General features: G+C 74.5%; 23 protein-coding genes. 14 read left to right on the plus strand and 9 right to left on the minus strand.

Annotation, left to right across the window (positions count from 1 at the left end; translation table 11 throughout):
* Positions 1 to 21: 21 nt before the first annotated feature.
* The gene (locus ACLWS4_RS09965) at positions 22 to 753 is read right to left on the minus strand and encodes a hypothetical protein (protein WP_416873830.1); all 732 of its coding nucleotides are present in this window, start codon (positions 751 to 753) and stop codon (positions 22 to 24) included.
* Positions 750 to 1,400: an RNA polymerase sigma factor gene (locus ACLWS4_RS09970; protein WP_416873831.1), complete on the minus strand. Its 651-nt coding sequence runs from the start codon at positions 1,398 to 1,400 to the stop codon at positions 750 to 752. Before ACLWS4_RS09970 ends, ACLWS4_RS09965 begins: the two co-directional genes overlap by 4 nt.
* Before the next feature lie 235 nt (positions 1,401 to 1,635).
* Between ACLWS4_RS09970 and ACLWS4_RS09975 the strand changes: the two genes are divergently transcribed.
* A complete protein-coding gene (locus ACLWS4_RS09975; protein WP_416873832.1) occupies positions 1,636 to 2,439 on the plus strand; it encodes an SAM-dependent methyltransferase in 804 nt (267 codons plus the stop codon).
* Between the two features lie 30 nt (positions 2,440 to 2,469).
* Here ACLWS4_RS09975 and ACLWS4_RS09980 read toward each other — a convergent pair whose 3' ends face one another.
* Positions 2,470 to 3,192, minus strand: a complete 723-nt coding sequence (locus tag ACLWS4_RS09980; protein WP_049656235.1) for a DUF981 domain-containing protein — start codon at positions 3,190 to 3,192, stop codon at positions 2,470 to 2,472.
* Between the two features lie 185 nt (positions 3,193 to 3,377).
* Between ACLWS4_RS09980 and ACLWS4_RS09985 the strand changes: the two genes are divergently transcribed.
* From ACLWS4_RS09985 to ACLWS4_RS09995, 3 genes are all read left to right on the plus strand, one after another.
* Complete coding sequence (locus ACLWS4_RS09985) at positions 3,378 to 4,265, plus strand: DMT family transporter (RefSeq protein ID WP_416873833.1); 888 nt, start codon at positions 3,378 to 3,380, stop codon at positions 4,263 to 4,265.
* 78 nt (positions 4,266 to 4,343) lie between these two features.
* The gene (locus tag ACLWS4_RS09990; RefSeq protein WP_416873834.1) at positions 4,344 to 5,195 is read left to right on the plus strand and encodes an SDR family NAD(P)-dependent oxidoreductase; all 852 of its coding nucleotides are present in this window, start codon (positions 4,344 to 4,346) and stop codon (positions 5,193 to 5,195) included.
* Between the two features lie 8 nt (positions 5,196 to 5,203).
* Complete coding sequence (locus ACLWS4_RS09995) at positions 5,204 to 5,959, plus strand: polysaccharide deacetylase family protein (RefSeq protein ID WP_387967801.1); 756 nt, start codon at positions 5,204 to 5,206, stop codon at positions 5,957 to 5,959.
* Positions 5,960 to 6,007: 48 nt separating this feature from the next.
* Here the strand turns inward: ACLWS4_RS09995 and ACLWS4_RS10000 are convergent, their stop codons facing one another.
* From ACLWS4_RS10000 to ACLWS4_RS10010, 3 genes are read right to left on the minus strand one after another with little or no spacing between them, the layout of a single operon-like run.
* Positions 6,008 to 7,099: an MGDG synthase family glycosyltransferase gene (locus ACLWS4_RS10000; protein ID WP_416873835.1), complete on the minus strand. Its 1,092-nt coding sequence runs from the start codon at positions 7,097 to 7,099 to the stop codon at positions 6,008 to 6,010.
* A gap of 13 nt (positions 7,100 to 7,112) precedes the next feature.
* A complete protein-coding gene (locus ACLWS4_RS10005) occupies positions 7,113 to 8,057 on the minus strand; it encodes an NAD-dependent epimerase/dehydratase family protein (protein WP_049658039.1) in 945 nt (314 codons plus the stop codon).
* Between the two features lie 22 nt (positions 8,058 to 8,079).
* Positions 8,080 to 9,204 carry a DegT/DnrJ/EryC1/StrS family aminotransferase gene (locus ACLWS4_RS10010; protein ID WP_416873836.1) on the minus strand — a complete coding sequence of 375 codons (1,125 nt, stop codon included), beginning with the start codon at positions 9,202 to 9,204 and terminating at the stop codon, positions 8,080 to 8,082.
* Positions 9,205 to 9,584: 380 nt separating this feature from the next.
* Between ACLWS4_RS10010 and ACLWS4_RS10015 the strand changes: the two genes are divergently transcribed.
* The 3 genes from ACLWS4_RS10015 (at position 9,585) to ACLWS4_RS10025 (ending at position 14,125) form a co-directional block, all read left to right on the plus strand.
* On the plus strand, positions 9,585 to 11,786 hold the full coding sequence (locus ACLWS4_RS10015) for an MMPL family transporter (protein ID WP_416873837.1): 2,202 nt from the start codon (positions 9,585 to 9,587) through the stop codon (positions 11,784 to 11,786).
* A gap of 285 nt (positions 11,787 to 12,071) precedes the next feature.
* Positions 12,072 to 13,451, plus strand: coding sequence for a sensor histidine kinase (locus ACLWS4_RS10020; protein ID WP_074004856.1), 1,380 nt, complete (start codon positions 12,072 to 12,074; stop codon positions 13,449 to 13,451).
* On the plus strand, positions 13,448 to 14,125 hold the full coding sequence (locus ACLWS4_RS10025; RefSeq protein ID WP_049651497.1) for a response regulator transcription factor: 678 nt from the start codon (positions 13,448 to 13,450) through the stop codon (positions 14,123 to 14,125). The genes ACLWS4_RS10020 and ACLWS4_RS10025 overlap by 4 nt, the downstream gene beginning before the upstream one ends.
* 39 nt (positions 14,126 to 14,164) lie before the next feature.
* On the opposite strand, the gene ACLWS4_RS10030 is transcribed toward ACLWS4_RS10025, so the two are convergent.
* Positions 14,165 to 14,980, minus strand: coding sequence for an SAM-dependent methyltransferase (locus tag ACLWS4_RS10030; RefSeq protein WP_416873962.1), 816 nt, complete (start codon positions 14,978 to 14,980; stop codon positions 14,165 to 14,167).
* A 254-nt stretch (positions 14,981 to 15,234) separates the two neighbouring features.
* On the opposite strand from ACLWS4_RS10030, the gene ACLWS4_RS10035 reads away from it, so the two are divergent.
* From ACLWS4_RS10035 to ACLWS4_RS10060, 6 genes are all read left to right on the plus strand, one after another.
* The gene (locus tag ACLWS4_RS10035; protein ID WP_049651501.1) at positions 15,235 to 15,582 is read left to right on the plus strand and encodes a PRC-barrel domain-containing protein; all 348 of its coding nucleotides are present in this window, start codon (positions 15,235 to 15,237) and stop codon (positions 15,580 to 15,582) included.
* 106 nt (positions 15,583 to 15,688) lie between these two features.
* A complete protein-coding gene (locus ACLWS4_RS10040) occupies positions 15,689 to 15,955 on the plus strand; it encodes a metal-sensitive transcriptional regulator (protein ID WP_049651499.1) in 267 nt (88 codons plus the stop codon).
* A 363-nt stretch (positions 15,956 to 16,318) separates the two neighbouring features.
* Positions 16,319 to 17,755 (plus strand): endonuclease/exonuclease/phosphatase family protein, encoded by a 1,437-nt coding sequence (locus ACLWS4_RS10045; RefSeq protein ID WP_416873838.1) that lies wholly within the window; start codon positions 16,319 to 16,321, stop codon positions 17,753 to 17,755.
* Positions 17,756 to 17,799: 44 nt separating this feature from the next.
* The gene (locus ACLWS4_RS10050) at positions 17,800 to 19,803 is read left to right on the plus strand and encodes a phosphocholine-specific phospholipase C (protein ID WP_416873839.1); all 2,004 of its coding nucleotides are present in this window, start codon (positions 17,800 to 17,802) and stop codon (positions 19,801 to 19,803) included.
* An 85-nt stretch (positions 19,804 to 19,888) separates the two neighbouring features.
* A complete protein-coding gene (locus tag ACLWS4_RS10055; RefSeq protein WP_380737195.1) occupies positions 19,889 to 20,362 on the plus strand; it encodes a VOC family protein in 474 nt (157 codons plus the stop codon).
* Positions 20,363 to 20,366: 4 nt separating this feature from the next.
* Positions 20,367 to 20,816, plus strand: coding sequence for an SRPBCC domain-containing protein (locus ACLWS4_RS10060; RefSeq protein ID WP_049651504.1), 450 nt, complete (start codon positions 20,367 to 20,369; stop codon positions 20,814 to 20,816).
* A 37-nt stretch (positions 20,817 to 20,853) separates the two neighbouring features.
* Here the strand turns inward: ACLWS4_RS10060 and ACLWS4_RS10065 are convergent, their stop codons facing one another.
* Complete coding sequence (locus ACLWS4_RS10065; protein ID WP_074004852.1) at positions 20,854 to 22,107, minus strand: FUSC family protein; 1,254 nt, start codon at positions 22,105 to 22,107, stop codon at positions 20,854 to 20,856.
* Between the two features lie 131 nt (positions 22,108 to 22,238).
* Positions 22,239 to 22,973, minus strand: a complete 735-nt coding sequence (locus tag ACLWS4_RS10070) for a polyprenol monophosphomannose synthase (protein ID WP_074004851.1) — start codon at positions 22,971 to 22,973, stop codon at positions 22,239 to 22,241.
* A 158-nt stretch (positions 22,974 to 23,131) separates the two neighbouring features.
* On the opposite strand from ACLWS4_RS10070, the gene ACLWS4_RS10075 reads away from it, so the two are divergent.
* Positions 23,132 to 23,968 (plus strand): hypothetical protein, encoded by an 837-nt coding sequence (locus ACLWS4_RS10075; RefSeq protein WP_416873840.1) that lies wholly within the window; start codon positions 23,132 to 23,134, stop codon positions 23,966 to 23,968.

Raw genomic sequence — 23,968 nt, forward strand, 5'->3', positions numbered from 1 at the left:
TCACGGCGGCCCCAACGGCGCTCACCCCCACGGGTCGTCGTGATCATCCACCGGCTCCCACGGAAGGTCCTCCCAGGAACAGGCGGAGGTCGCCCCCGAGGTGAGCCCCCAGGGGCTCGGCACCTCCTCCTCGCCGCCGTCCTGCACCGGCAGCCGGTCGATCACCGCGACCAGGGCGGGCGGCAGCTGCGGGGCCAGCCCGTGGTGCACCCGGGCGAGGATGTCGCGCCGCACGTCGTCCGGCAGCAGCGGCCGGTTCATCATCAACGCCCTCGGCCCGGGCGGCCGTTCGGCCGTGGCCAGCTGGTCCGACCAGGCCCGCCAGTAGTCGGCGTCGTCGGTCTCGCCGAGCATCAGGTGGTGCAGGTGCAGGCAGTACGCGGCCGTCCCGCTGCCCGAGCCGGCCGCGAAGCGCCACCAGAACTCGGCGCCCTCCTCCTTGCCGGTCGCGTACAGCAGCGCGCCGAACACCTCGGCCCCCTCCGGCTGGATCCGGCGCGCGTTCACCAGCAGGTCGAGTCCGCGCGAGGCGTCCGGCGCGCCCAGCACCAGGGCCACCACCAGGCCGAGTTCGAACGCCGCCTGCTCGTGCTCCGAGGGCAGGTGCGCGGGCGCGGCCGTGAGGCGCGCCCGGCGCACGGCGGCGATCCGCTCCGCATGGGCGCGTTCGGGCCGCGGGACGCGGAACACCGTGCGCCCGCCGTCGGCCCGGCCCGGTCCGTCCGGGGCCCGGTCCTCCGGTGCCGCCGTCACAGCTCCCCGCCGCCGTCCGGGAGTTCGCCCACCCCGAGCCGGCGGGCCAGCCTCTCCCGGGCGTGCCGGAGGTTGGAGTGCACCGTCGCCACCGGCCGCCCCAGGTACGCCGCGATCACCTTGACATGCAGGCCGAGCAGGTACCGCAGGATCACCACGTCCCGCTGCCGGTCCGGCAGTTCGAGGATCGCCGCGTACAGCCGCACCTCGTCCGCCTCGCTGTGCAGCAGCCCCTTCGCCACCTGCTTGAAGGCGCCGATCACCGCCGCGAAGGTGACCGCCTCCACCTCGACCGGCTCCTCGGAGGCCACCCAGTCCGCGACGTGCCGATTGGCCAACCGCCAGGCGTACGCGGCCGGTTCCTCGAACCGGAGCACCTGCGACCAGCAGCGGGCCAGGTCGGCCTTCACCGCCGAGACCACCAGCTCCGCGTCGGACTGGCTGCCTATCCGGGTCAGGGCCAGGGCGCGCCAGGCGGGTTCGTGGGTCTCGCAGAAGGCCACGTAGGGGAGGCCCAGGCGAAGTTCGGGGTCGGAGCGGAGTCCGGGGTCGGTGTCGGCCGTCGGCTCCGCCGCCGTCCCGCGGAGGTACGCCACGGCCGTTCCGCCCCGGTGCCTGCGCGTCGGGGCGCCCCTGTCGATCGTCATCGGGCCTGCTTTCCGTGGCCGCCGGCTGCGCACCGGGCCACCCGAGGGTCGGGCTGTCTGCGCCCATCCTCATTCCATCAGGCCTGTCACTCCAGGCTGCAATCCGAATACAGATTGTCATCTCATGGGAACCAGCGGTTGGTTGGAATGCCCGGAAGCTGTTCGGAACACGAGGGGCCGCGCCTATCGTGGGCGGGGAGGATCGATCGGGCACGGCATCGGGGGGAGAACACGGATGGGTCTCTACGACGGGGTGGACCTGCGGCTCAACGTTCCGCACTCGGCGCGGATGTACGACTACTTCCTCGGCGGGTTCACCAACTTCGCCGCCGACCGCGAGGCCGCCGGGCACGCCCTCGCCGTCGCGCCCTGGCTGCGCGCCGCCGCCCGCGTCAACCGCTCCTTCATGCAGCGCTCGACCCGTGCCCTCGCCGAGCTCGGCTTCGACCAGTTCCTCGACATCGGCACCGGCATCCCCACCTCGCCCAACCTGCACGAGGTCGCCCAGGGCGTCCGGCCGGACGCCCGGGTGGTCTACGCCGACAACGACCCGATCGTGCTCTCGCACGCCCAGGCCCTGCTCACCGGCACCCCCGAGGGCCGCACCGCCTACGTCGAGGCCGACGCCACCGACCCGGCCCGGCTGCTCGCCGCCCCCGGACTGCGGGAGACCCTCGACCTGTCCCGCCCGGTCGCGCTCTCCCTCAACGCCCTGCTCCACTTCGTCCCCGACACCCACGGCGCGGACGAGCTGGTCGAGCACCTCAAGTCCGCCCTCGTCCCGGGCAGCGCCCTGGTGATCACCCACGTCAGCCCCGAGTTCGCACCCGAGGACATCGCCACACTGACCCGGATCTACGAGGCGGCCGGCACCGCGGCCCAGGCCCGCACCCGGCTGCGGATCGCCCGCTTCTTCGACGGCTGGACCCTCCTGGAGCCGGGGCTCGTCCCCATCGCGCAGTGGCGGCCGTCCCCCGACGAGGCGCTCGTCGCCGCCGAGGAGGTCTCGCTGTACGCGGGGGTGGCCGTCCGGCCGTGACGGGGGCGCCCCGGCCACACCCGCGGCCGGTCACATGGTGTTGACGATGAGCCCGATGTGGGTGAAGTAGTTCAGCCCGCCGAACGCCAGGAAGGCGAGGCCGGCCAGCCCCCACACGACGCCGATCACCGGGCTCATCCACCGCCGGGGGTCCCGCAGCGCGAAGGGGAAGAGCAGTGCCCCGATGCCGACCAGGACGTACAGCCCGGACATGAAGCTCGCCTCCAGCCACGGCCAGTCCGAGAACTCCCCGGAGATCGGCTCCTCCGGCGGGGCGGCGAAGAGCGTGTACTTCCAGCCCGCGGCGGCGATGCCGAAGCAGGCCAGCCCCATGCCGAAGACGAACACCGAGATCGGCGCGGCCACCCGGACCGTCCGGTCGACGCCGTCCGCGGCGAGGAGCTCGCTGCCGCGCTTCCAGAGGTAGAAGGAGGCGGTCAGCAGGAAGACGCCGAACGCCAGGGCGGGTTCGCCGAAGATGACGTTGTCGAACGGGAACCCCTGCCCGGCCAGGGGCCAGGTCAGGGTCATGTGCAGGCCGGTGGTGACGAGCGTGAACCCGAGGGCCCCGAACGCCAGCGCCCAGCCCTCGAGCGTGGTGCTGCGCCCCTGGACGAGGAGTCGGCGCCCCAGGGCGACCACCAGCAGGAGTCCGGCGCCGGCGGCCACCGACATGATCGTGTTGTAGGTCGGCATCCTGGCCCAGTCGATCTTCAGACCGGATGCGGCGAGCGGCATGGCGTGCTGAATCATGGATCAGGGATGACGCGACACCGTCCGTCGGCAAACCGCGCGCCGCCCGGGTCCACCCGGCGGGCCCAGCCGATTCCGTCCGACCCCGCTCCCGCTCCCGTCCCACCCGCTCCACCTGTGCGGCCCCGTCCCCCCGGGCCCAGACTGGTGGTGGATCGACGCTGCCCCGGGAGGCTGGGAGAGGCATGCTGCTGGGACTCACCACCGCCTTGGTCGCGACCGTCTGCTTCGGCTTCGGGGCGGTCTTCCAGGCGCGCGGGGCGCGGTCGGCCCCGCGCGCCGACCGGGTCCGGGCGGGCCTGCTCGCCGCGCTGGCGCGGTCCTGGCAGTTCCTCCTCGGCACCCTGCTGGACATCGTCGGCTTCGCGCTGAGCATCGTCGCCCTGCGCACCCTCCCGCTCTTCCTCGTCCAGGCCGTCACCAACGCCAGCCTGGCCGTCACCGCCCTGGCGGCCGTCTGGCTGCTGGGCGCGCGGCTGCGCCGCGGCGACCTCGCGGGCATCCTCGCCGTGGTCGTCGGCCTGACCCTGCTGGCGCTCGGCTCCGGCCGGGAGGGCCGTGACCACGCCGCGCCCGCCTTCCACTGGGCGCTGCTCGCCACCACCGCCGTCCTGCTGCTCGCCACCCTGGTCCTGGTGCGGCGGGAGGGCAACGCGGCCGCGGCCGGCCTGGGGCTGCTGGCCGGGGCCGGCTTCGGCGTGACCAGCCTGGCCGTACGGGTACTGGACGTTTCCGGCCCGGTCGCCGTGCTCACCGACCCGGCCGCCTACGCCCTCGCCGTCGGCGGCCTCGGCGGCTACCTCGCCTACGCCCTGGCCCTGCAGCGCGGCACGGTGACGGCCGCGACCGCCGCCGGGACGGTGACCGAGACCTTCGGCCCGGCGCTGGTCGGCGTCACGGTGCTCGGGGACGCCGCGCGCCCCGGGTTCGAGTGGTGCGCGCTGACGGGCTTCGCGGTGTCGGTGGGCGGCACCTTCGTGCTCTCCCGCTTCGGCGAGCCCGAGGGCGGGCCCGCGGAGCCGACCGCCCCGCACCGGGACGCCGAGGCGGAGCCCGCCGTACCGCCCCGGTAGCCCGGACGGCTCCGCCGTGCGAAGGTGACTTGCCGGACAAAACGGACGGCTAGGCGGTCACAGAGCGGCAGGTGCCCGATGGCGGAGGAGCCCCACTCCCGACCCCGGCGGTCGGACCCGAAGGAGGTCACCGACCTCGCGGCTCCCGCCGACCGGAAGGCCCTGAAGCCCCCGCCGGACCCGGCCGGCCGCCCCGTCGCGCTGATCACCGGCGCCTCCTCCGGGATCGGCCGCGCCACCGCCACCCGCCTGGCCGACGCCGGCTGGCTCACCCTGCTCTCCGGCACCGACCGCGCCCGCCTCGACGAACTCGCCGACCGCACCGGCGGCCGCGCCCTGCCCGAGGACCTGAGCAAGCCGGACGGCCCGGCCCGCCTCGCCGAGGCCGCCCTGGCCGACGCCGGCCGGGTGGACGCCCTGGTCGCGAGCGCCGGCCTGGGCTGGCGCGGCCCGTACGCGCAGACGCCCTCCGACACCCTGGACCGGATGATCGAGGTCAACCTCGCCGCCCCGCTGCGCCTGGTCCGGCTGCTGCTGCCCGGCATGCTGGAGCGCCGCCGCGGCCGGATCGTGCTGCTCGGCTCGATCGTCGGCCAGGTCGGCTCGCGGGAGGAGTCCGGCTACGCGGCCACCAAGGGCGCACTGACGATGTTCGCCGAGAGCCTCTGGTACGAGCTGCGCGGCACGGGCGTCGGGGTGCGCCTGGTGCTCCCCGGCGCGGTGGACACCCCGTTCTTCGAGCGGCGCGGCACCCCGTACGAGCGCGACTGGCCGAGGCTGGTCCCGGCGGACCGGGTCGCGGACGCGGTGGTGGCGACCATCACCACCGAACGCGACCGCCTCTACGTCCCGCACTGGCTCGGCTTCCCGTCCCGCCTCCACGGGGTGGCACCGGGCGTGTTCCGCCGGATGGCCGCCCGCTTCGAGTGAGCGCCGCCGTGCACCGGACGGGCACCGCCGCCGTCGCCGCCACTGCCCTCGCCGCCGGCGCGGAGTTCCTGCACCTCGCCCCGGCCGCCGTCCGCCTGCCGCCACTGCGCCGCACCCTGGCCCGCCGCACCGCCGGCCACGGCACCGCGCCCGGCCACGTCGCCCTGACCTTCGACGACGGCCCCGATCCGGCCAGCACCCCGTACGTCCTCGACGCGCTGGACGAACTCGGCGCCCGCGCCACCTTCTTCCTGCTCGGCGCGATGCTGGAGCGCGCCCCCGGGCTCGGCCGCGAGCTGGTCCTGCGCGGCCACGAGGTGGCCGTCCACGGCTGGCACCACCGGCAGCAGTGGTACCCGGCCCCCGCCCGCGACCTGCGCGAACTGCGCCGCGCCAGCGAGGCCGTGACCGAACTCTGCGGCGCCCGCCCGCGCTGGTACCGCCCGCCGTACGGCGTCCTGACCGCCGGCCCGGCCCTGGCCGCCCGCCGGCTCGGCCTGCGCAGCGTGCTGTGGACGGCCTGGGGCCGCGACTGGACGGCGGAGGCCACCGGCGAGTCCGTCTACGCGACCGCCCGCCCCGGCCTCACCGGCGGCGCCACCCTCCTGCTGCACGACTCCGACTGCACCTCCGCCCCCGGCTCCTGGCGCGCCACCCTCGCCGCCCTCCCACTGATCGCCGCCCACTGCCGCACCCACCGCCTCACCCTCGGCCCCCTCCGCGACCACCGGGTGCCGTCGGGCGCGGGGAACCGTCCGGGGTGACGGACGCACCGGCCACCACCCGCGTGCCGCACCACGTCCCCCGCGCGGCTAGCCCAGCCCCACCCGTCGCAGCGCCGCCCCGAACCCGGCCTGCCAGGCCTCCGGTGTGGCGCCGGCGGACGGTGGGGGCTCGGGGCGGCCGAGGGCGGCCAGGGCGTTGCGGACCACCTCGGCCGGGCGGGCGGTGGCGACGTCGGCGTGGCCGAGCTCCAGCTCGTGCTGGAGGTTGTCGCGCCCGTGCCCCTGCACCACGTCGAGGAGCAGCAGCCGCCGGCCCAGCGCCCGGGCCTCGCTGCAGGTGTCGCCCGAGCTGGTGACCACCAGGTCGGCGGCGGCCATCAGCGCGGGGACGCGGTCGGTGTAGCCGAAGGGGTGCAGCCGGGGCTCCCGGCGCGCGGCGGTCCGCAGCCGGCGCTCCAGTTCCCGGTTGCGCCCGGCCACCGCGAGCACGTGCGGCCCGGCGGCGGCCAGCGAGGCGGCGGTGCGGGCGAGCGGGCCGAGCCCCCAGGAGCCCGACATCAGCAGCACGCAGGCGGCGCCCGCCGGCACGCCCAACTCGTCGCGCGCCGCGGCCCGTTCCGGCGGCCGGTAGAACGGCTGCCGCAGCGGCGCCGGCACGACGGCGACGTCGGCGTCCGGCCGGTACCGCCGCACCGCGCACGCCGCGACCTCCGAGGTGACCAGGAACAGGTCCGTCCCCTCCTGCACCCAGAGCCGGTGCGGCGTCACGTCGGTGCAGAACACGAAGTGCCGGAACTCCCGCTCCGGTGCCTGCCGCAGCAGCCGGTTGACCGCCGAGGTCGCGGTGGCGAACACCGAGACCACCAGCTGCGGCCGCTGCGCCGCGATCAGCTCCCGCAGCGCCGGGACCAGCCGGGCGCGGGCCGCCGCGTCGGCGAGCAGGGCGAGCCGGGCGCCCGGCCGCAGCGCCGAGAAGTGGAAGGCGTCGTACACCCCGGGCAGGTCGAGCAGTCGGCGGAACACCGCCTCCCCGGCCGCGCCGGAGCGCTGCCCGAGCAGGGCCATGGCGTCGACCGTGCCGGTGGTCCAGCCGCGTTCCCGCAGGGTGTCCGCGCAGGCCTGCGCCATCACGTCGTGGCCCTGCCCGAGCGAGCCGGAGACCAGCAGGGCGTGCGGCATCGGGCGGCCCCCGTCAGGCGCCGGCGGCCGAGCCGACGGCGGCCCGGTACCAGTCCGCGTACTGCCGCACGCCGGCGGTGAAGTTGGTGCTCGGCGACCAGCCCAGCAGCCGCTTCGCCTGTGCCGAGGAGATCCGCCGCCCCGCGTAGTCGGCCTTCCGCCCGTCGATGTGCTCGATGGTGACGGGCCCCAGCAGGGCGTCCACGGTGTCGGCGATGTCCCGCACCGAGACGGCCGCCGAGCCCTCCAGCGCGAAGGTCTGGTCCTCGGCGGCGGGGGAGAGGGCCCGGACGTGGGCGTCGGCGAGGTCCTCGACGTAGACGAAGTTGCGGCTCTGCCGGCCGTCCCCGGCGATGGTGATCGGCCGGCCGGTCAGCGCGGCTTGGACGAACCGGGCGACGACCAGCTCGTCCCGCATCCGGGGGCCGTACGGGATGCCGTAGCGCAGGATGGTGAAGTGCTGCCCGTAGAGCTCGCGGTAGCTGTGCACCAGCATCTCGGCGGCGAGCTTGGTGGCGACGTACAGATGGCCGCTGTGCTCCAGCTCGATCGGCACGTGCTCGTCCAGCTCCTGTTCGCCGCCGTCGATCTGCCCGTCGGTGAGGGCGGCTCCGTAGACCCAGACGGTGCTCGCCAGCACGGTCCGGCTCAGGCCGCTGCGCCGGGCGGCCTCCAGGACGGCCTCGGTGCCGTCGATGTTGGTCCGCACCGCGCGGACGGGGTCGGCGGAGACCTGCTCGACGTCGGCCATGGCGGCCAGGTGGTAGACCACCTCGCTGCCGGCCAGCGCCGCGGTGAGGGCCCCGAGGTCGAGGATGTCGAGCCGCGCGTGCTCGGCGTCCGGGTTGAGGTACTTGTCGGTGGTGTCCACCGCGAGGACGTCGTGGCCGGCCGCGATCAGGTGGTCCACGACGTGTGAACCGATGAACCCGCAGCCTCCGGTGACGGCTATCCGCACGATCCTGCTCCCTTCGCTCCGGCTACCCGGCCAGGCGCCGGTACACCGCGGAGACGGCGTCGACCACCTGCTCCGTCTCGTCCTCGGTCATGTCGGAGTGCACCGGCAGGCAGACCTGCCGGGCGCAGACGTCCTCGGCCACCGGCAGCGGCCCGCGCCGGTAGGGGGCGAGCACCGGCTGGAGGTGCAGCGGCAGGTCGTAGACCTCGCCGGACAGCCGCACCCCGTGCTCCTCGGCCACCGCCCGCTTGAACTCCGCGCGGTCCACCCCGGACGGCAGCAGCGCCAGGTACTTGTAGTAGTTGCCCCGGCAGCCGGGCGGTTCGAGCACCGGGTCGAGGCCGTCCAGCCCGGCCAGCGCCGCGTCGTAGCGGCGGGCGACGGCCCGGCGGGTCTCGATGAACTCCTTCAGCCGGCGCAGGTGCACCGAGCCGATCGCGGCGTGCGGCTCGCTCATCCGCCAGGAGTAGCCGAGCTTCACGTGGTGGTTGGTGGTGAAGGAGCCCTTGCCCTGGTCGCGGTAGATCCGGGCCTCGTCGCGCAGCTCCGGCGACTCGGTGAGGATCATCCCGCCCTCGCCGCTGGTGGTGACCTTGGTCGGGTAGAAGGAGAAGGCCCCGGCCAGGCCGAAGGTCCCGGCGGCGCGCCCGTCGAAGCTGCTGCCGTGGGCGTGCGCGGCGTCCTCGACCAGCGGGATACCGCGCCGGTCGCACAGCGCCCGCACCGCGGTGACCTGCGGGCCGACCAGCCCGCCGATGTGCACCAGGACGACGGCGGCGGTGTCCGGAGTGAGCGCCGCCTCCAGGGTCTCGGGGGAGAGCGCGAGGGTGGCCGGGTCGACGTCGGCGAAGACCGGACGCCCGCCCGCGTGCACCACCGCGCCGGCGGTCGCGTAGAAGGTGACGGCGGGGACGACCACGTCGCGGCCCCGGACGTCGATGCCGCGCAGGATCACCTCCAGCGCCGCCGTGCCGCTGCTCACCGCGACGGCGTGCGAGGCGCCGTGCTCGGTGGCGAAGGCCTGCTCGAAGCGCTCGGTCCACGGACCGAGGGTCAGCGCGCCGGTGGTGAGCATCTCGGTCACCGCTTCGGCGACGGCCGCACGGTCGCTCTCGTCGAACACGATGCGGGCGGCTGGAACGCCCATGGGGCACCTCCGGCGGCGGGCTGCGAAAGCAGCACCAATCGGGTCGGATCCTCCCGAACCGCACGTCAGCGGACGGGTCAGGCACATCACGCTACTTCGCCCACCGGCCCGCGGCCCGCCGCCGCGGACCGCACGGGTGACCGGATCTGCTTCCGCCGCAGGTCCAGGGGCTGCTTCCGGGGTAGGACGCGCGCTCCTCCGTACGGGGGAGGGCACTACTGCGTCCGCAGTACGCAAACGGCCTGCGCAGGGACGACGACGGAGTAGGGGTCGGCGATCAAGGATTGGTCATGCTGCGGCGGACCGCGTCCACCAGGACGTCCGGCCGGCCGCGGCACCTCCCGATCCCGAGAACCGCATCCGAAGGAGTCCGCTCTCCCGTGGCCACGTTCCTCTACCGTCTGGGCCGATGGACCTTCGTCCGGCGCCGGCTGGTGACCTTCCTCTGGGTCGCCGTGCTGGCGGCCGTCGGAGTCCTCGCGGCCAAGGCGCCCGCCGCACCCGACGACGGCTTCGCGATGCCCGGCACGGAGGCGCAGAAGGCCTTCGACCTGATGAACGAGCGCTTCCCCGGCGGCCACGCCGACGGGGCCTCGGCACGCCTGGTGTTCGTCGCCCCCTCCGGCCAGAAGATCACCGCCGCGCCGAACCAGCAGGCCGTCGAGCGCACGGTCGGCGAGCTCGCCGGCTCCGAGCAGGTCACCAGCGCGGTGGACCCGTTCAAGATGAAGGGCGCCGTCTCCGCGGACGGCACCACCGCCTACGCCACGGTGAGCTACTCCGCCAAGGCCGGCGAGGTCTCCAAGACCGCCACCGACACCCTCGAGCAGGCCGCCCAGCACGGGCGGGACGCCGGCCTCAAGGTCGAGATCGGCGGCACCGCGCTGATGGCCAAGCCCGACGCGGGCGGCAGCAGCGAGGCGATCGGCATGGCGCTGTCCGCCGTCGTCCTGGTGATCACCTTCGGCTCGCTGCTCGCGGCCGGCCTGCCGCTGCTCACCGCCGTCATTGGCGTCGGCCTCGGCATGGCGCTGATCACCGCGCTCGGCAGCACGCTCGGGCTCTCCACCACCACCGGCACGCTCGCGATGATGCTCGGCCTCGCGGTCGGCATCGACTACGCGGTGTTCATCGTCTCCCGCTACCGCGCCGAGCTCGCCGAGGGCCGGACGCCCCAGGAGGCGGCGGGCCGGGCGGTCGGCACGGCCGGGTCCGCGGTGGTCTTCGCGGGCCTCACCGTGGTGATCGCGCTCGCCGGCCTCTCCGTGGTCGGCATCCCGATCCTGGCCAAGATGGGCATGGCCGCCGCCGGGACGGTCGTCATAGCCGTGCTGGTCGCGCTCACCCTGGTGCCCGCGCTGCTCGGCTTCCTCGGCCGCAAGGTGCTGCCGCGCAAGGCCCGCAAGGCCCGCGGTGCGGCGGCCCCGGGCGCGAAGGAGAACGGCGGTGCCCGCTGGGCCCGCTTCATCCTGCGCCGCCCGCTCGCGGTGCTGCTCGGCGGCGTGATCGGCCTCGGGGTGCTCGCCGCCCCGGCGCTCGACCTGCGGCTCGGCCTGCCGGGGGACGAGTCCAAGCCCACCTCCACCACCCAGCGCCGCGCGTACGACCTGCTCTCCGAGGGCTTCGGCCCCGGCTTCAACGGCCCGCTGACGGTCATGGTGGACGCCAAGGGCGTCGCCGACCCGAAGGCCGCCGCCGACGAGGTCGCCAAGAAGGTCTCGGGCCTGCCCGGGGTCATCGCGGTGACGCCGCCGATGTTCAACCAGGCGGGCGACACGGCCCTGCTCAACGCCGTCCCGGCGACCGGCCCGAGCGAGGCCGAGACCAAGGACATCGTGCACGCCATCCGCCACGACGCGGCCGGCCTGAAGACGGCCACCGGGGCGACGGTCCTGGTCAGCGGCACCACGGCGATGAACATCGACGTGTCGCAGAAGATGTCCGACGCGCTGGTGCCCTACCTCGCCGTGGTCGTCGGCCTCGCCGTCATCCTGCTGATGATCGTCTTCCGCTCGCTCCTCGTCCCGCTGAAGGCGGCGCTCGGCTTCCTGCTGTCGGTGGTCGCCGCGCTCGGCGCCGTGGTCGCGGTCTTCCAGTGGGGCTGGCTGGCCAACCTGATCGGCGTGGAGCAGACCGGCCCGGTGATGAGCATGATGCCGATCTTCATGATCGGCGTGGTCTTCGGCCTCGCCATGGACTACGAGGTGTTCCTGGTCACCCGCATCCGCGAGGGCTTCGTCCACGGCGAGGAGCCCGGTGAGGCGGTCGTCACCGGATTCCGGCACAACGCCCGGGTGGTCACCGCCGCCGCGTTCATCATGATCGCCGTCTTCGCGGGCTTCATCGGGATGAGCGAGCCGATGATCAAGATGATGGGCCTGGGCCTCGCCGCGGCCGTCGCCTTCGACGCCTTCATCGTCCGGATGACCATCGTCCCGGCCGTCCTCGCCCTGCTCGGCCGCCGCGCCTGGTGGCTGCCGCGCTGGCTCGACCGCCTGATACCGGACGTGGACGTCGAGGGCAGCAAGCTCGTGACCGCCGCCCCGGAGCCGGCCCCGGCCCGGGAGTCCGTCACCGTCTAGGGCGCTGCCGCCCGGCCCGGCCCCGCCACCGCGCGGGCCCGGGCCGGGCACCGTCCCTCGGCCCGACCCCGCGCGGCCCGACCCCGTACGGCCCGACCCCCCTCGGACCGATCCCGTACGGCTCGGACAGCGGTTCGAACCCCAACCGTTACCGTTGCTGTCGGGGACCGCCGTACGTCCGGAGCCCCCGACCCCGCCCGCCGCTCCCACCGGGAGCGGCGCGGCACGAACTGGCGATGCCCGGGCGCGGGCGCGACCAGCGTCCCCCGACCGGAGAGCACGAGCATGAGCGACATCTGGCAGCGCCTACGCCGCGACCATCCCCGGTTGCTCGACGCGGCAGGCGGCGCGGGCGTGATCACGGTCACCGGCCTCGGTGCCACCATCGACCAGAACGGCGGCCACTTCACCCCGTTCGCCGCGCCCACCTTCGCCATCGCGCTGTTCTCCGCCGTCACCGTGCTCGCCCACCGCCGCCACCCGCGCGCGGTGGTCGCCGTCACGCTGCTCTGCACTATGGCGCTCGCCATGGTCAGCCCCCGGCTCACCCCGACCGTGGCCACGCCGCTGCTGCTCGCCCTCTACTTCCTCGCCATCCGCACCGACCGTGCCACCGCGCTGCGCGCCTCGGTCGTCACCGCCGTCCTGCTCACCGGGATCACCCTGCTGCTCGGCCCCGGCGGGCCGATCAGCGAACGGCTCGGCGTGCTCGCCTGGGCCCTGCTGCCCGGCGCCCTCGGCGACTCCATCCGCAACCGCCGCGCCCACCTCGCGGCCATCGAGGAGCGCGCCGAACGCGCCGAGCGCACCCGCGAGGAGGAGGCCCGTCGGCGGGTCGCCGACGAGCGGATCAGGATCGCCCGCGACCTCCACGACGTCGTCGCCCACCACATAGCCCTCGCCAACGCCCAGGCGGCCATCGCCGTCCACCTCATGGACAACCACCCCGTCCAGGCCCGGGAGGTGCTCAGCCACATCACCGACGCCACCGGCTCGGCCCTCCAGGAACTGCGCGCCACCGTCGGCCTGCTGCGCCGCGCCGAGGACCGCGCCCCGCTCGAACCCGCCCCCGGCCTCGACCGGCTGCCCGAACTGATCAACACCTTCGAGCGGGCCGGTCTGCCGATCCGGCTCTCCGTCGAGGGCGAGGCCCGCCCGCTGTCGCCCGGCGTGGACCTCACCGCCTTCCGGATCGTCCAGGAGTCGCTCACCAACGTGGCCAAGCACGCCCACGGCGCCGACGCCGAGATCACCCTCGCCTACAGCGGCAGCCGGGTCGCGGTCAGCGTCGCCAACGGCCGCCCGACCGCGACCGGCCGCCGCCGCGCGGTGCCGCTGCCCCAGCACCCGCCGAGCGAGGGCGGCTTCGGCCTGATCGGCATGCGCGAGCGGGCCGGGGCGGTGGGCGGCCGGCTCAGTGCCGACCGGCGGCCCGACGGGGGCTTCCTGGTCACCGCCGAACTGCCGCTGCGCACCGGCGCCCGCGACGACGGCCCCGAGTCCGTGGGCGCCCTCACCGCCGCCGACGTCGCCCGGGCCGCCAGGGCCGCGCGCGCCGCCCGCACCGATCGCCCGGCACCAGCCGATCGCCCGACACCAGCCGAAGGACAGGACGGCGCCGCCCGAGCGGACGGCGCGGTCCGAGAGGAGAGGGACCACGCATGACCATCCGGGTACTGCTCGCCGACGACCAGGCCCTGCTGCGCGGCGCCTTCCGGCTGCTGATCGACGCGGAGGAGGACATGGAGGTGGTCGGCGAGGCCGCCGACGGCCGGGAGGCCGTCGAACTCGCCCGGGCCACCAGGCCCGACGTCGTACTGATGGACATCCGGATGCCCGGCACCGACGGCCTCGGCGCCACCGCCGAGATCTGCGGTGACGAGGCGCTGTCCGGCACCCGGGTGCTCATCCTCACCACCTTCGAGATCGACGAGTACGTGGCCCAGGCGCTGCGCGCGGGCGCCGGCGGGTTCCTCGGCAAGGGCGCCGACCCGAAGGAGCTGCTCGCCGCCGTCCGCACCGTCGCGGCGGGCGAGGCACTGCTCTCGCCCGCCGCCACCCGGGCCGTGATCGACCAGTTCCTGGCCCAGCCCGAGCCGGCCTCCGCCGCTTCCACGAGCGAGCGGCTGTCCGTCCTCACCGCCCGCGAGCGCGAGGTGATGTCGATGGCCGCCACCGGCCTCACCAACGAGGAGATCGCCGAGCGGATGTTCGTCAGCCCCTTCACCGTCCGTACCCACGTCCACCGGGCGATGTCCAAGCTCGACGCCCGCGACCGCGCCCAGCTCGTGGCCATCGCCTACCAGACCGGCCTGGTCCCGCCCGGCCGCCCGAACTGAGGCCCGCCCGGCCGGCGGTGGCCGGTCCGGCCCCGGGGCTCAGGGCTTGCGGGCCACGGCGCCGTACATGCTGACGCGGTCGGCGCCGGGGGCGGGGGTGGTGTCGGGGCGCCAGAGGGGGACGGTGGTCACGCCGGGGTCGAGGAGGTCGAGGCCGTCGAAGAAGGCCCGGACCTCCTCGCGGGAGCGGCCGACGAGGGGTGCGGTGGCCTTGTCGTAGACACCGGTGACCCGGTCGCGGATCTCGGCCGGGATGAAGTCGGCGGTGCCGTGCGAGAGGACCAGGTGGCTGCCGGAGGGCAGGGCGTCCAGCAGGGCGGCGAGGGCCTGGTGGGGCTGGTCCTCGTCCCGCAGGAAGTGGAGGACGGCGGCGAGGACGAGTCCGACCGGGCGGGAGAAGTCGAGCAGGTCCGCCGCCCGGACGGCGTCCAGCAGCGCGGCGGGCTCGCGCAGGTCGGCCCGGATGACGGTGGTGTGGCCGGGGCCCGAGCCGGCCATCAGGGCGCGGGCGTGGCTGAGCACGATCGGGTCGTTGTCCACGTAGACGGTCCGCGCGCCCGGTCGGGCCGCCTGGGCGATCTCGTGGGTGTTGCCGGCCGTGGGGATGCCGGTGCCGATGTCGAGGAACTGGTCGATGCCGAGTTCGGCGACGCACCGCACCGCGCGGGTGAGGAAGCCGCGGTTGGCGCGGGCGGTGGAGCGGAACTCCGGGTTGGCGGCGAGCGCCTTCTCGGCGGCGGCGCGGTCGGAGGGGAAGTTGTCCTTCCCGCCGAGGTAGTAGTCGTACATCCGGGCCGGGTGCGGCACGTCGGGCCGCAGGTCGGCCGGGATCCCGGCCCCGCCGGACTCCCACATGTTCTCGTATCCCACGGTTGCCGTCTCCTCTGCCCCGGGCGCCACGGACGATCCACTCGCGGCCCTGTTGGCGGACAGCCTAAAGCCCAGGTCACGGCCCGGGTACCGGTTGGTCGGGTCACCCCCGTATGTCCCTTTTCGTCGGGCGGGGAGGGTTCCCGGGCTCGCCGCGCGCCCCTGCCGCTCCCGGCGGAGGATGGAGGTCCGGGCGGGGGAACAGCCGGGGACGGGAGGTCAGGCCCGTGGGCATCGCGATGGCGGACATCCGCGAGTGGCGCGGCCACGCCGTGGTCGACGAGAAGGGCCACCGCATCGGGTCGCTTGAGTCGGTCTACGTCGAGACGGCCAGCGACGAGCCGTTCTTCGGCACGGTCACGGTCGGTTTCGCCGGCCGGCGCCGCCTGGTCTTCGTCCCGCTGGACGGGGCGGTGGCCGGGCCGGACTACCTCCGGGTGGCCTACCCGCGCAACCAGGTCAAGCAGGCCCCGGCGATCGGCACCGACGACGTGCTGCCCGCCGAGGACGAGCCCGCCGTGTTCGCGCACTACGAGTTGCCGTACGCGACCGGCGCGGGCGGAGAGCGCCGCCTGGCCCGCCGCTGAGCCGAGCCGTACCCGGGGCTGCCGGGCACGGCTTTCGCCAGCCGGGAATGAATACCCCGCCGGGTACACTTGTCCATCGACAGTCGATGTGAAAGGCGGCCCCGACATGCAGGTGGACGAGGAGGCGGTCGGCGCGGTCCTGAACCGGCTGCGTCGCGCGCAGGGCCAGTTGGCCGGAGTGATCGCGATGATCGAGGCGGGCCGGGACTGCAAGGACGTGGTGACCCAGCTCGCCGCCGTCTCGCGCGCGCTCGACCGGGCGGGGTTCAAGATCGTCGCGAGCGGCATGCGCCAGTGCATGGCCGCCGCCGACCAGGACGCCGCGCCGATGAGCGAGGCCGAGCTGGAGAAGCTCTTCCTCGCCCTGGCCTGACCGGGCGGCACCCGGTTCGACAGTACGGTCCGACGAGGGCCGCGGCGGATCCTCCCGCCGCGGCCCTCGCGGCATGTCGGCGGAAACACCGGAGGAAGCATCCGCGAACCTGCCCGCCGAAGCACCCGCGACCACACCCGCGCCGCGGGCCGACGGCCCCGCCCAGCGAAGTTCCCGTACCGCCCGACGCTCCGTCATGCGTCGTTCACGCGCCGGTCGCCGGCCTTCGGGTGAATGAGGGCCGCCCGCAGTTGTACAGCCAACTGCGTGCGCTCCCCTCCTCCCAGCCTCCGTGACCAGCCGAACCCGGCCCCGGCGAACCGTCCCCCGGCGGTCCGGCCCCGGGCGGCGGACAGGACAACCGTGGCCGCAGGCAGCGCCCTGACGTTCAGTTCCTCCACCAACCCCACCGAAGGCGACCGGCTCACCTTCCACTGGAGCACCGACGCCCCCGACGCCAAGAACTGGGTCGGCATCTACGACGGCGACCGCCAGCCCGGCAACGGCGGCTCGCTGCTGTGGAAGTACACCGCTGGCACCTCGGGCGACGTCCAGCTCGACACCTCCGCGCTGACCGGCGGCCCGTACACCGCCTACCTGCTCGCCAAGGACGGCTACGGCATCCTGGCCCGCACCGGGCCGTTCACCTTCCACCCCAAGCCCGCCGTCGTCCGCCCGCACGCCGCCGTCGACGCGTTCACCGCCACGCCCGTCGCCCCGGGTGCCGCGGTGACGGTCCGGCTCGGCGGCCTCTGGTCCCGCCCGGCCGGCAACCCGGCCGGATCCGCCACCTACCGCAAGGTGAGCGGCCCGGCCTGGGCCGCGGTCGGCGCCGACGGCACGCTCACCGGCACCGCCCCCGCCACCCCCGGTCGGAACCCCGAGCCGGTGGTCGTCGGCGTCAAGGACAGCGCGGGTGCCACCGACACCGTCACCGTCCTCGTCCCGGTGGCGGACCCGGCCGCCCCGCCGCGCCTCAAGGCCGCCAGCTGGAACCTGCACGACGCGGGCTCGGCCCACACCGACGCACTGGAGAAGCAGCTGCGCGTGGTCCTCGCCCAGGGCCTGGACGTGCTCGCCCTCCAGGAGACCGCGGGCGAGCGGGCCAGGACCCTGGCCGACGCCCTCGGCTGGTACGCCTACCAGAGCCCGGGCAGCGTCGGCATCCTCAGCCGCCACCCGCTCGCCGACGTCACCCCGCCGACCGCCGAACTGCCCGCCGCCGCGGCCACCCTGCGGCTGCCCGGCGGCCGCACCGTCCGGTTCTGGGCCGCCCACCTGGACGAGGCGGGCTACGGCCCGTACGCCGTCCAGGACGGCCGGACCGCCGCCGAGGTGGAGGCCGCCGAGAACGGCTCGCTGCGGCTGAGGCAGGCCAAGGCGCTGGCCGCCGCGGTCCGCGCGGACATCGCCCGGCGCACCCCGGTGGTGCTGGCCGGTGCGCTCTCCTCGCCCTCGCACCGGGACTGGACGGCCGCCACCGCCGCCGCCCACCAGGGGGTCGGCGCGCTCGCCTGGCCGGTCACCGTGGCCCTCCAGGGCGCCGGACTGACCGACACCTTCCGCGAGGAGAACCGCGACCCGGTCAAGGCCCCCGGTGCGACCTGGTCGCCCACCCGCAAGCGGCGCGGCGACCGCCCCGAGCCGCAGGACCGCACCGACTACGTCCAGTACGCGGGCCCGCTGAAGCTGGTCGAGGCGCACACCCTTGCCGTCGGCTGGCCGCAGCCCGAGCCCGGCTCCGCCGCCAACGAGTGGCCCTCCGACACCGCCGCCGCGGTCGCCACCTTCCAGCTCTGAGCTCCCAGGCTCCCCGACTCCCAGCTCCGAGAGGCCAGTTCGTCATGCCCGAGCTCTCCCGCCGCACCTTCGTCGGCGCCACCGCGGCCGCCGGCGCCACCGCCCTGTCCGGCCTGACGGCCACCCAGGCCGCCGCCGCCCCGGCCCCCGCTCCCGCCGCCGGTGCCAAGCCCGGCACCCCGCTGACCGGCACCGTCAAGGACGTCAGGCACGTCGTCGTCCTGATGCAGGAGAACCGTTCCTTCGACCACTACTTCGGCACCCTGGCCGGCGTCCGCGGCTTCGGCGACAAGCAGGCGCTCCAGTTCCCGGACGGCACCGACGTCTTCCGCCAGCCCGACGGCCGGCGCAGCGACGGCGGCGTGATGCTGCCGTACCGGATGGACACCGCCAAGTACAACGCGCAGAACGCCGGCGGCCTGCCGCACGACTGGGCCACCGGCCACCAGGCCATCAACAACGGCGCGATGAACAAGTGGATCGCCGCCAAGGGCGAGCGCACCATGGGCTACTTCACCCGGGACGACATCCCCTACCAGTACGCCCTGGCCGACGCGTTCACCGTCTGCGACGCCTACTTCACCTCGCTGGCCGGCCCGACCGACCCCAACCGCCTCTACCTGTGGACCGGCACGTCCGGCCCCGGCCGCGACGGCACCACCGGCCCGTGGATCGACAACACCCCGGTCACCGACAACCCCGTCGCCGACTGGACCACCTACGCCGAACGCCTGGAGGCGGCCGGCGTCAGCTGGCGCGTCTACCACAACCCCAGCAAGGACGAGCGCACCGGCGACTACGACGACAACGCGCTCTCCTACTTCAAGCAGTTCCACAACTTCCCGCACGACGACCCGCGTTACGTCAACGCGATGACGAAGTTCGACCCCGCCGACTTCGACCGCCACTGCAAGGACGGCACCCTGCCGACCGTCTCCTGGCTGGTCGCGCCGTACCTGTTCTCCGAGCACCCGGAGGCCGGCCCGGCCTACGGCGCGCACTGGGTCGACCAGGCCCTGCGGTCGCTGACGTCCAACCCGGAGGTCTGGCGGCACACCGTCTTCCTGGTGATGTACGACGAGAACGACGGCTACTTCGACCACATGGTCCCGCCCACCCCGGAGCCCGGCACCCCCGAGGAGTTCACCCAGGGACGGGCGATCGGCCTCGGCAACCGGGTGCCGCTCTGGGTCGTGTCGCCCTGGTCGCGCGGCGGCTGGGTCAACTCCCAGGTCTTCGACCACACCTCGGTGCTGCGCTTCATGGAACTGGTCACCGGGGTGGCCGAGCCCAACATCTCGGCCTGGCGCCGGGCCGTCTGCGGCGACCTCACCAGCTGCTTCGACTTCGCCGCCCCCGAGCTCTCGATCCCGGTGCTGCCCGACACCAAGGCCCTGATGGCCAGGGCCGACGCGGGCACCAGGCTGCCCGGCGTCGCGCTGCCGGCGGTCGGCGCCCAGGCGATGCCCGTCCAGGAGCGCGGCGAGCGCCCGCACCGCCCGCTGCCGTACCAGCCGTGGGCGGACGTCGAGGTGGACCGGAAGACCGGCAAGGTCACCTGCACGATGAGCAACGACGGCTCGGTGGCCTTCCCGTACACCGTCTACCCGAACATCCTGCTCCCCTTCGCCGGCACCCCGTACACCGTCGCCCCCGGTGCCACCGCCCGGTACGTCTGGGACGCCGCCACCACCGACGGCCGCTACGACTTCACCGTGCACGGCCCGGACGGCTTCGTCCGGCGCTTCGCCGGCACCGTGGTCCGCGACGGGCAGGACGGCCAGAACGACATCGGCGTGCCGATCGTCACCGTCGACCTGCGCGGCAGCCGCAAGCTCACCCTTCAGCTGGTCAACGACGGGATGACCGACGTGGCCTTCACCGCCGCGCCCAACGACTTCGCGGGCACCGCGCAGACCGTCTGGGTCAAGCCCGGCAAGCAGGCCGACCTGGCCTGGCCGCTGGACGAGCAGGGCCGCTACGACGTCGTGGTGACCGCCCACACCGGTCAGCGCTTCGTCCGGCGCTACGCGGGCTGGGTGCACTGACCCGGCGACGGCCGGGGGCGCCGATCCGGTGACCCCCGGCCGTGGCTCGGCCGCCCCGACGGACCCCGCCGTTACCGTCGGGCGCATGCAGAAAATCACCACCTCCCTCTGGTTCGACGACCAGGCCGAAGAGGCCGCCGCCTTCTACACCACGCTGTTCCCGAACTCCCGGGTCCTCAGGACCACCCGCTACGGCGAGACCGGCCCCGGCCCGGCGGGCTCGGTGATGACCGTCGAGTTCGAGCTCGCCGGCCGCGCGTACGTCGGCCTCAACGGCGGCCCGGCGTTCCACTTCACCGAGGCGATCTCGCTCCAGGTGGCGTGCGACGACCAGCAGGAGGTCGACCGGCTCTGGGCGGAACTCACCGCCGACGGCGGCCAGCCCGGCCCGTGCGGCTGGCTCAAGGACCGCTACGGCCTCTCCTGGCAGATCACCCCCCGGGTGCTGCTCGACCTGGTCGCGGGCGAGGACCGGGCCACGGCGGACCGCGTCTTCGCGGCCATGCTGCGGATGCAGAAGATCGAGATCCAGCCGCTGCTCGACGCGGCGAAGGGGTGAGCCCGTGACCGCCTTCAGCCACCGCGGCATCACCTACCTGCGGGCCACCCCCGAGCGGGTCTGGCACGCGCTCACCAACGCCGACGAGTCCGGCCTCTACTGGGGCCACCGCAACGTCTCCACCTGGCTGCTCGGCGCGCCCTGGGAGCACCAGCGGACCGACGGCTCCGGGACCGCCGACGTCATCGGCACCGTCGAGGCGGTCGACCGCCCGCACCTGTTGGTCACCACCTGGGCCGGGCCGCAGGAGGGGCGCGCCGCCTTCCCCTCCCGGGTCACCTTCGAACTCCAGGGCTGGCACGACCTCACCCGGCTCACCGTCACCCACGTGGACCTCGCCGACGAGGCCGCCCGGGCGGACGCCGAACAGGGCTGGTCGGCGGTGCTCGCCAACCTCAAGACCTACCTGGAGACCGGCCACCCGCTGCCGCAGGAACCCTGGCTGATGCCCTGAGACCCCGGCGCCCGCCAAACCGCCGGGTGTTCCACCGCTACGCCGCCGGGCGGTCCGCCGCAGCGGACGTCCGGCCGCCGCGGGCCCGTTCGCCCCGCAGCAGGCGGCGCAGCCAGGCATAGCGGGAGAACCGCTCCCGGTTCGCCACCGAGGCCCGGTCCAGTTCCTCCATCAGCCGTCGGCCGCGGTGCTCCAGGTCCATCTCGTCCAGGATGCGGTCCACCTCGGCCAGTATCGAACCGTGCAGCTGCCAGGCCTCCGGGTGCTCCTGGACCTTGCGCAGCAGCACCTGGGCGACGTTCTCCCGGCAGGCCCAGGCCGCCGCCAGCTCGGCGGTCAGCCGCTCCTCCGCCTCCTCGGCGCTGCGGCTCACCTGGGTGGTCACCAGCACCGCGTAGCTCACCATCGCGCCGCCGACGTGCGCCAGCAGCTCCTCCAGCCCCGTCGCGACGTCCGGCGGGAAGAGCCGTTCGCCGGGCGCGCGCCGCTTGGCCAGGTCGGTCAGCGAACGGGCCAGCACCCGGATCACGACGACGCAGATCTCCAGGGTGTCCAGCCCGGTGCGCAGCACCAGCCGGGACAGCAGCCCCTCGCTGATCCGCGGGTTGAACCGCAGGCTGTCCTCGGCCTGGCGCAGCGCCGCGTCCACGTCGGCGATCGCCTGGTCCAGCCTGCGGGCCTCGTGCAGCCGCTCGGCGGCCCGGGCCACCGGGGTGGGGCGGCCCAGCTCCTCGGAGATGTCGAGCAGCAACTGGCGGGCCCGCCGGGCCAGGTCCTCGATCGACTCCCCGGCGGTGTCCACCCAGACCGGCGGCGCGAACACCAGGTTGAACAGCAGGCCGACGGCCGCGCCGATGAGGGTCTCCAGCACCCGGTCCCAGGCCTGCGAGGCCAGCTTGGTCACGCCCAGGATCAGCATCGCGCTGATCGCGACCTCCTGGACGAACTCCTCGACCCGGACGAACCGGCCGACGACCAGCGAGGCCAGGATGATCAGCCCGAGGCTCCACCAGGAGAGCCCGACCACCGCGCTGAACCCGATCGCGATCAGCACCCCGACCACCACCGAGTTGACCCGGCGGATGCTGGTCTTGAGCGTCGAGTAGACGGTGACCTGGACGACCAGCAGCGCGGTCAGCGGCGCCGTCAGCGGGGCGGGCTCGCTGCTCAGCCGCGTCGCCACCGCGAAGGCGATGGTGGCCGCGACGGTGGCCCGGACGCTCTGGACCACGAACGGTTCTCGGGCGCCGCGGCGGACCAGGTCCGTGAGTGTCTCCGGGAGAAGGGCCATGTCGCCCTTCTTTCCCCGCGGCGGCCGTTCACACCGCTCCGGCGGCGGTCCGGCACCCGTACGACCGCACTGGGCCGGCGTCCTGCCGTGCCCGGTCCCGTCCGGTTCCGCCCGGTCCCGTCGGTGCCCCGTCAGCCCTCGCGGTTGAAGCGCAGCTTCCAGGGCGCCAGCGCGGACTCGACCTGCACGCCCATGCTCATCTTCGAGGCGCCCTCGATCCGCTCTTCGAAGCGGATCGGCACCTCGCGGATCGTCATGCCCTGCTTGACGACGCGGTAGTTCATCTCGACCTGGAACGAGTAGCCGTTGCTCCGCACCGTCGGCAGGTCGATGGCGCGGAGGGTGTCCGCCCGCCAGGCCTTGAACCCGGCGGTGGCGTCCCTGACCCCGAGGCTGAGGATCGTGTTGACGTAGAAATTCGCCCAGGCCGAGAGCGCCTTGCGGTGCCAGGGCCACTCCTCGGCGGTGGAGCCGCCGGGGACGTAGCGGGAGCCCAGCACCACGGCGGTGTCGTCGCCGAGCAGCAGCTCGACCATCGCGGGTATCGCCGAGGCCGGGTGGGAGAGGTCGGCGTCCATCTGCACCACGACGTCGGCGCCCTCGTCCAGGGCCCTGGCCATGCCGGCCAGGTAGGCGCGGCCGAGGCCGTCCTTCTCGGTGCGGTGCAGCACGCCCACGGTGCCGCCGGAGTCCGCGGCGAGCTTGTCGGCGATCTCGCCGGTGCCGTCGGGGGAGTTGTCGTCGACCACCAGCAGGTGCAGGTCGGGCACCGGGAGCTCCGCGAGCAGGCCCGCGAGGACCGGGAGGTTCTCCCGCTCGTTGTACGTGGGGACGACCACAACGACCTTGGGGGAGGCCTCGACCATGTTCTGTTTCCCTCGTGCCTGCTCCGGATGAGACCGTGCGAGTGTATCGGGCGTTCCGACCGCCTCCTGCCCCGGCCGGAGGTCGGAAGCCCGTTCGATCACGATGCGGTACCGTGACGGGCCGCGAACGCCCGGAACAGTAGCCCCGGAGACCTCCCATGACGATCCGTCGCACCACTGTCCTGCCCACCACCGCCCTCGTCGTCGCGCTGGCCGCGCTCACCGGCTGCGGCTCCGACGGTGCCGCGCCGCCGCCCGCCGCCGGGACGTCCGCGGGCGGTGTGCCCGCCGGCGCCACCACCGGAGCACCACCGGAAGCCACCGGGGCACCGGCGGAGGCCACCGGCGCGCCCGCCGACCCGACCGGGGCCTTCGACCCCGCGGTCGCGGTCGCCCACCGCTCCCGGGAGTCGTACGCGGCGACCTCCGAGATGACCGTCGAGACGGGCGAGGGCGCCGAGAAGGACGTGCTCACCGTCACCGGCCGGGCGAACCACAACACCCCGGCCGAGGGATCCCGCCTGGAGACCAAGATGGTCCGCGGGTCCTCCGTCCTGGCCTGGGAGGAGAAGGTGGTCGTCGACCAGGCCGTCTACCGGCGGGACAAGGAGAACGGCGGGACCGGCTGGACGACGGACCAGAAGCCCCCGGCGAGCGCCGGGACCGGTGCGCAGGACACGGACGGCTACGCCAAGGTCCTGCTGGACGCCGGGCCCGCCGCCCGCAAGGGCATGGAGACCGAGGCGGGCGTGCCGGTGTTCCACCTGGCCGCCCGGCTCTCCCCGGCCGAGCTGCGCCGCGCGGACCCGACGTACGGGGACGGACGGCAGAACCAGGGCACGGACGCGGCCGACGTCCAGCTGTGGATCGACCGGCTCGGCCGGACGGTCCGGGTCGAACACTCGACGGTGGTGGTCGGCCGGCCGGTCGTGACGAGGGAACGCCTCTCGGACTTCGGCCCCGCGGAGACCTTCACCGCGCCGTCCGCGGGCTGA

Origin of the sequence: Kitasatospora sp. SC0581 (assembly GCF_048159585.1) — a bacterium.
Classification (GTDB): domain Bacteria; phylum Actinomycetota; class Actinomycetes; order Streptomycetales; family Streptomycetaceae; genus Kitasatospora.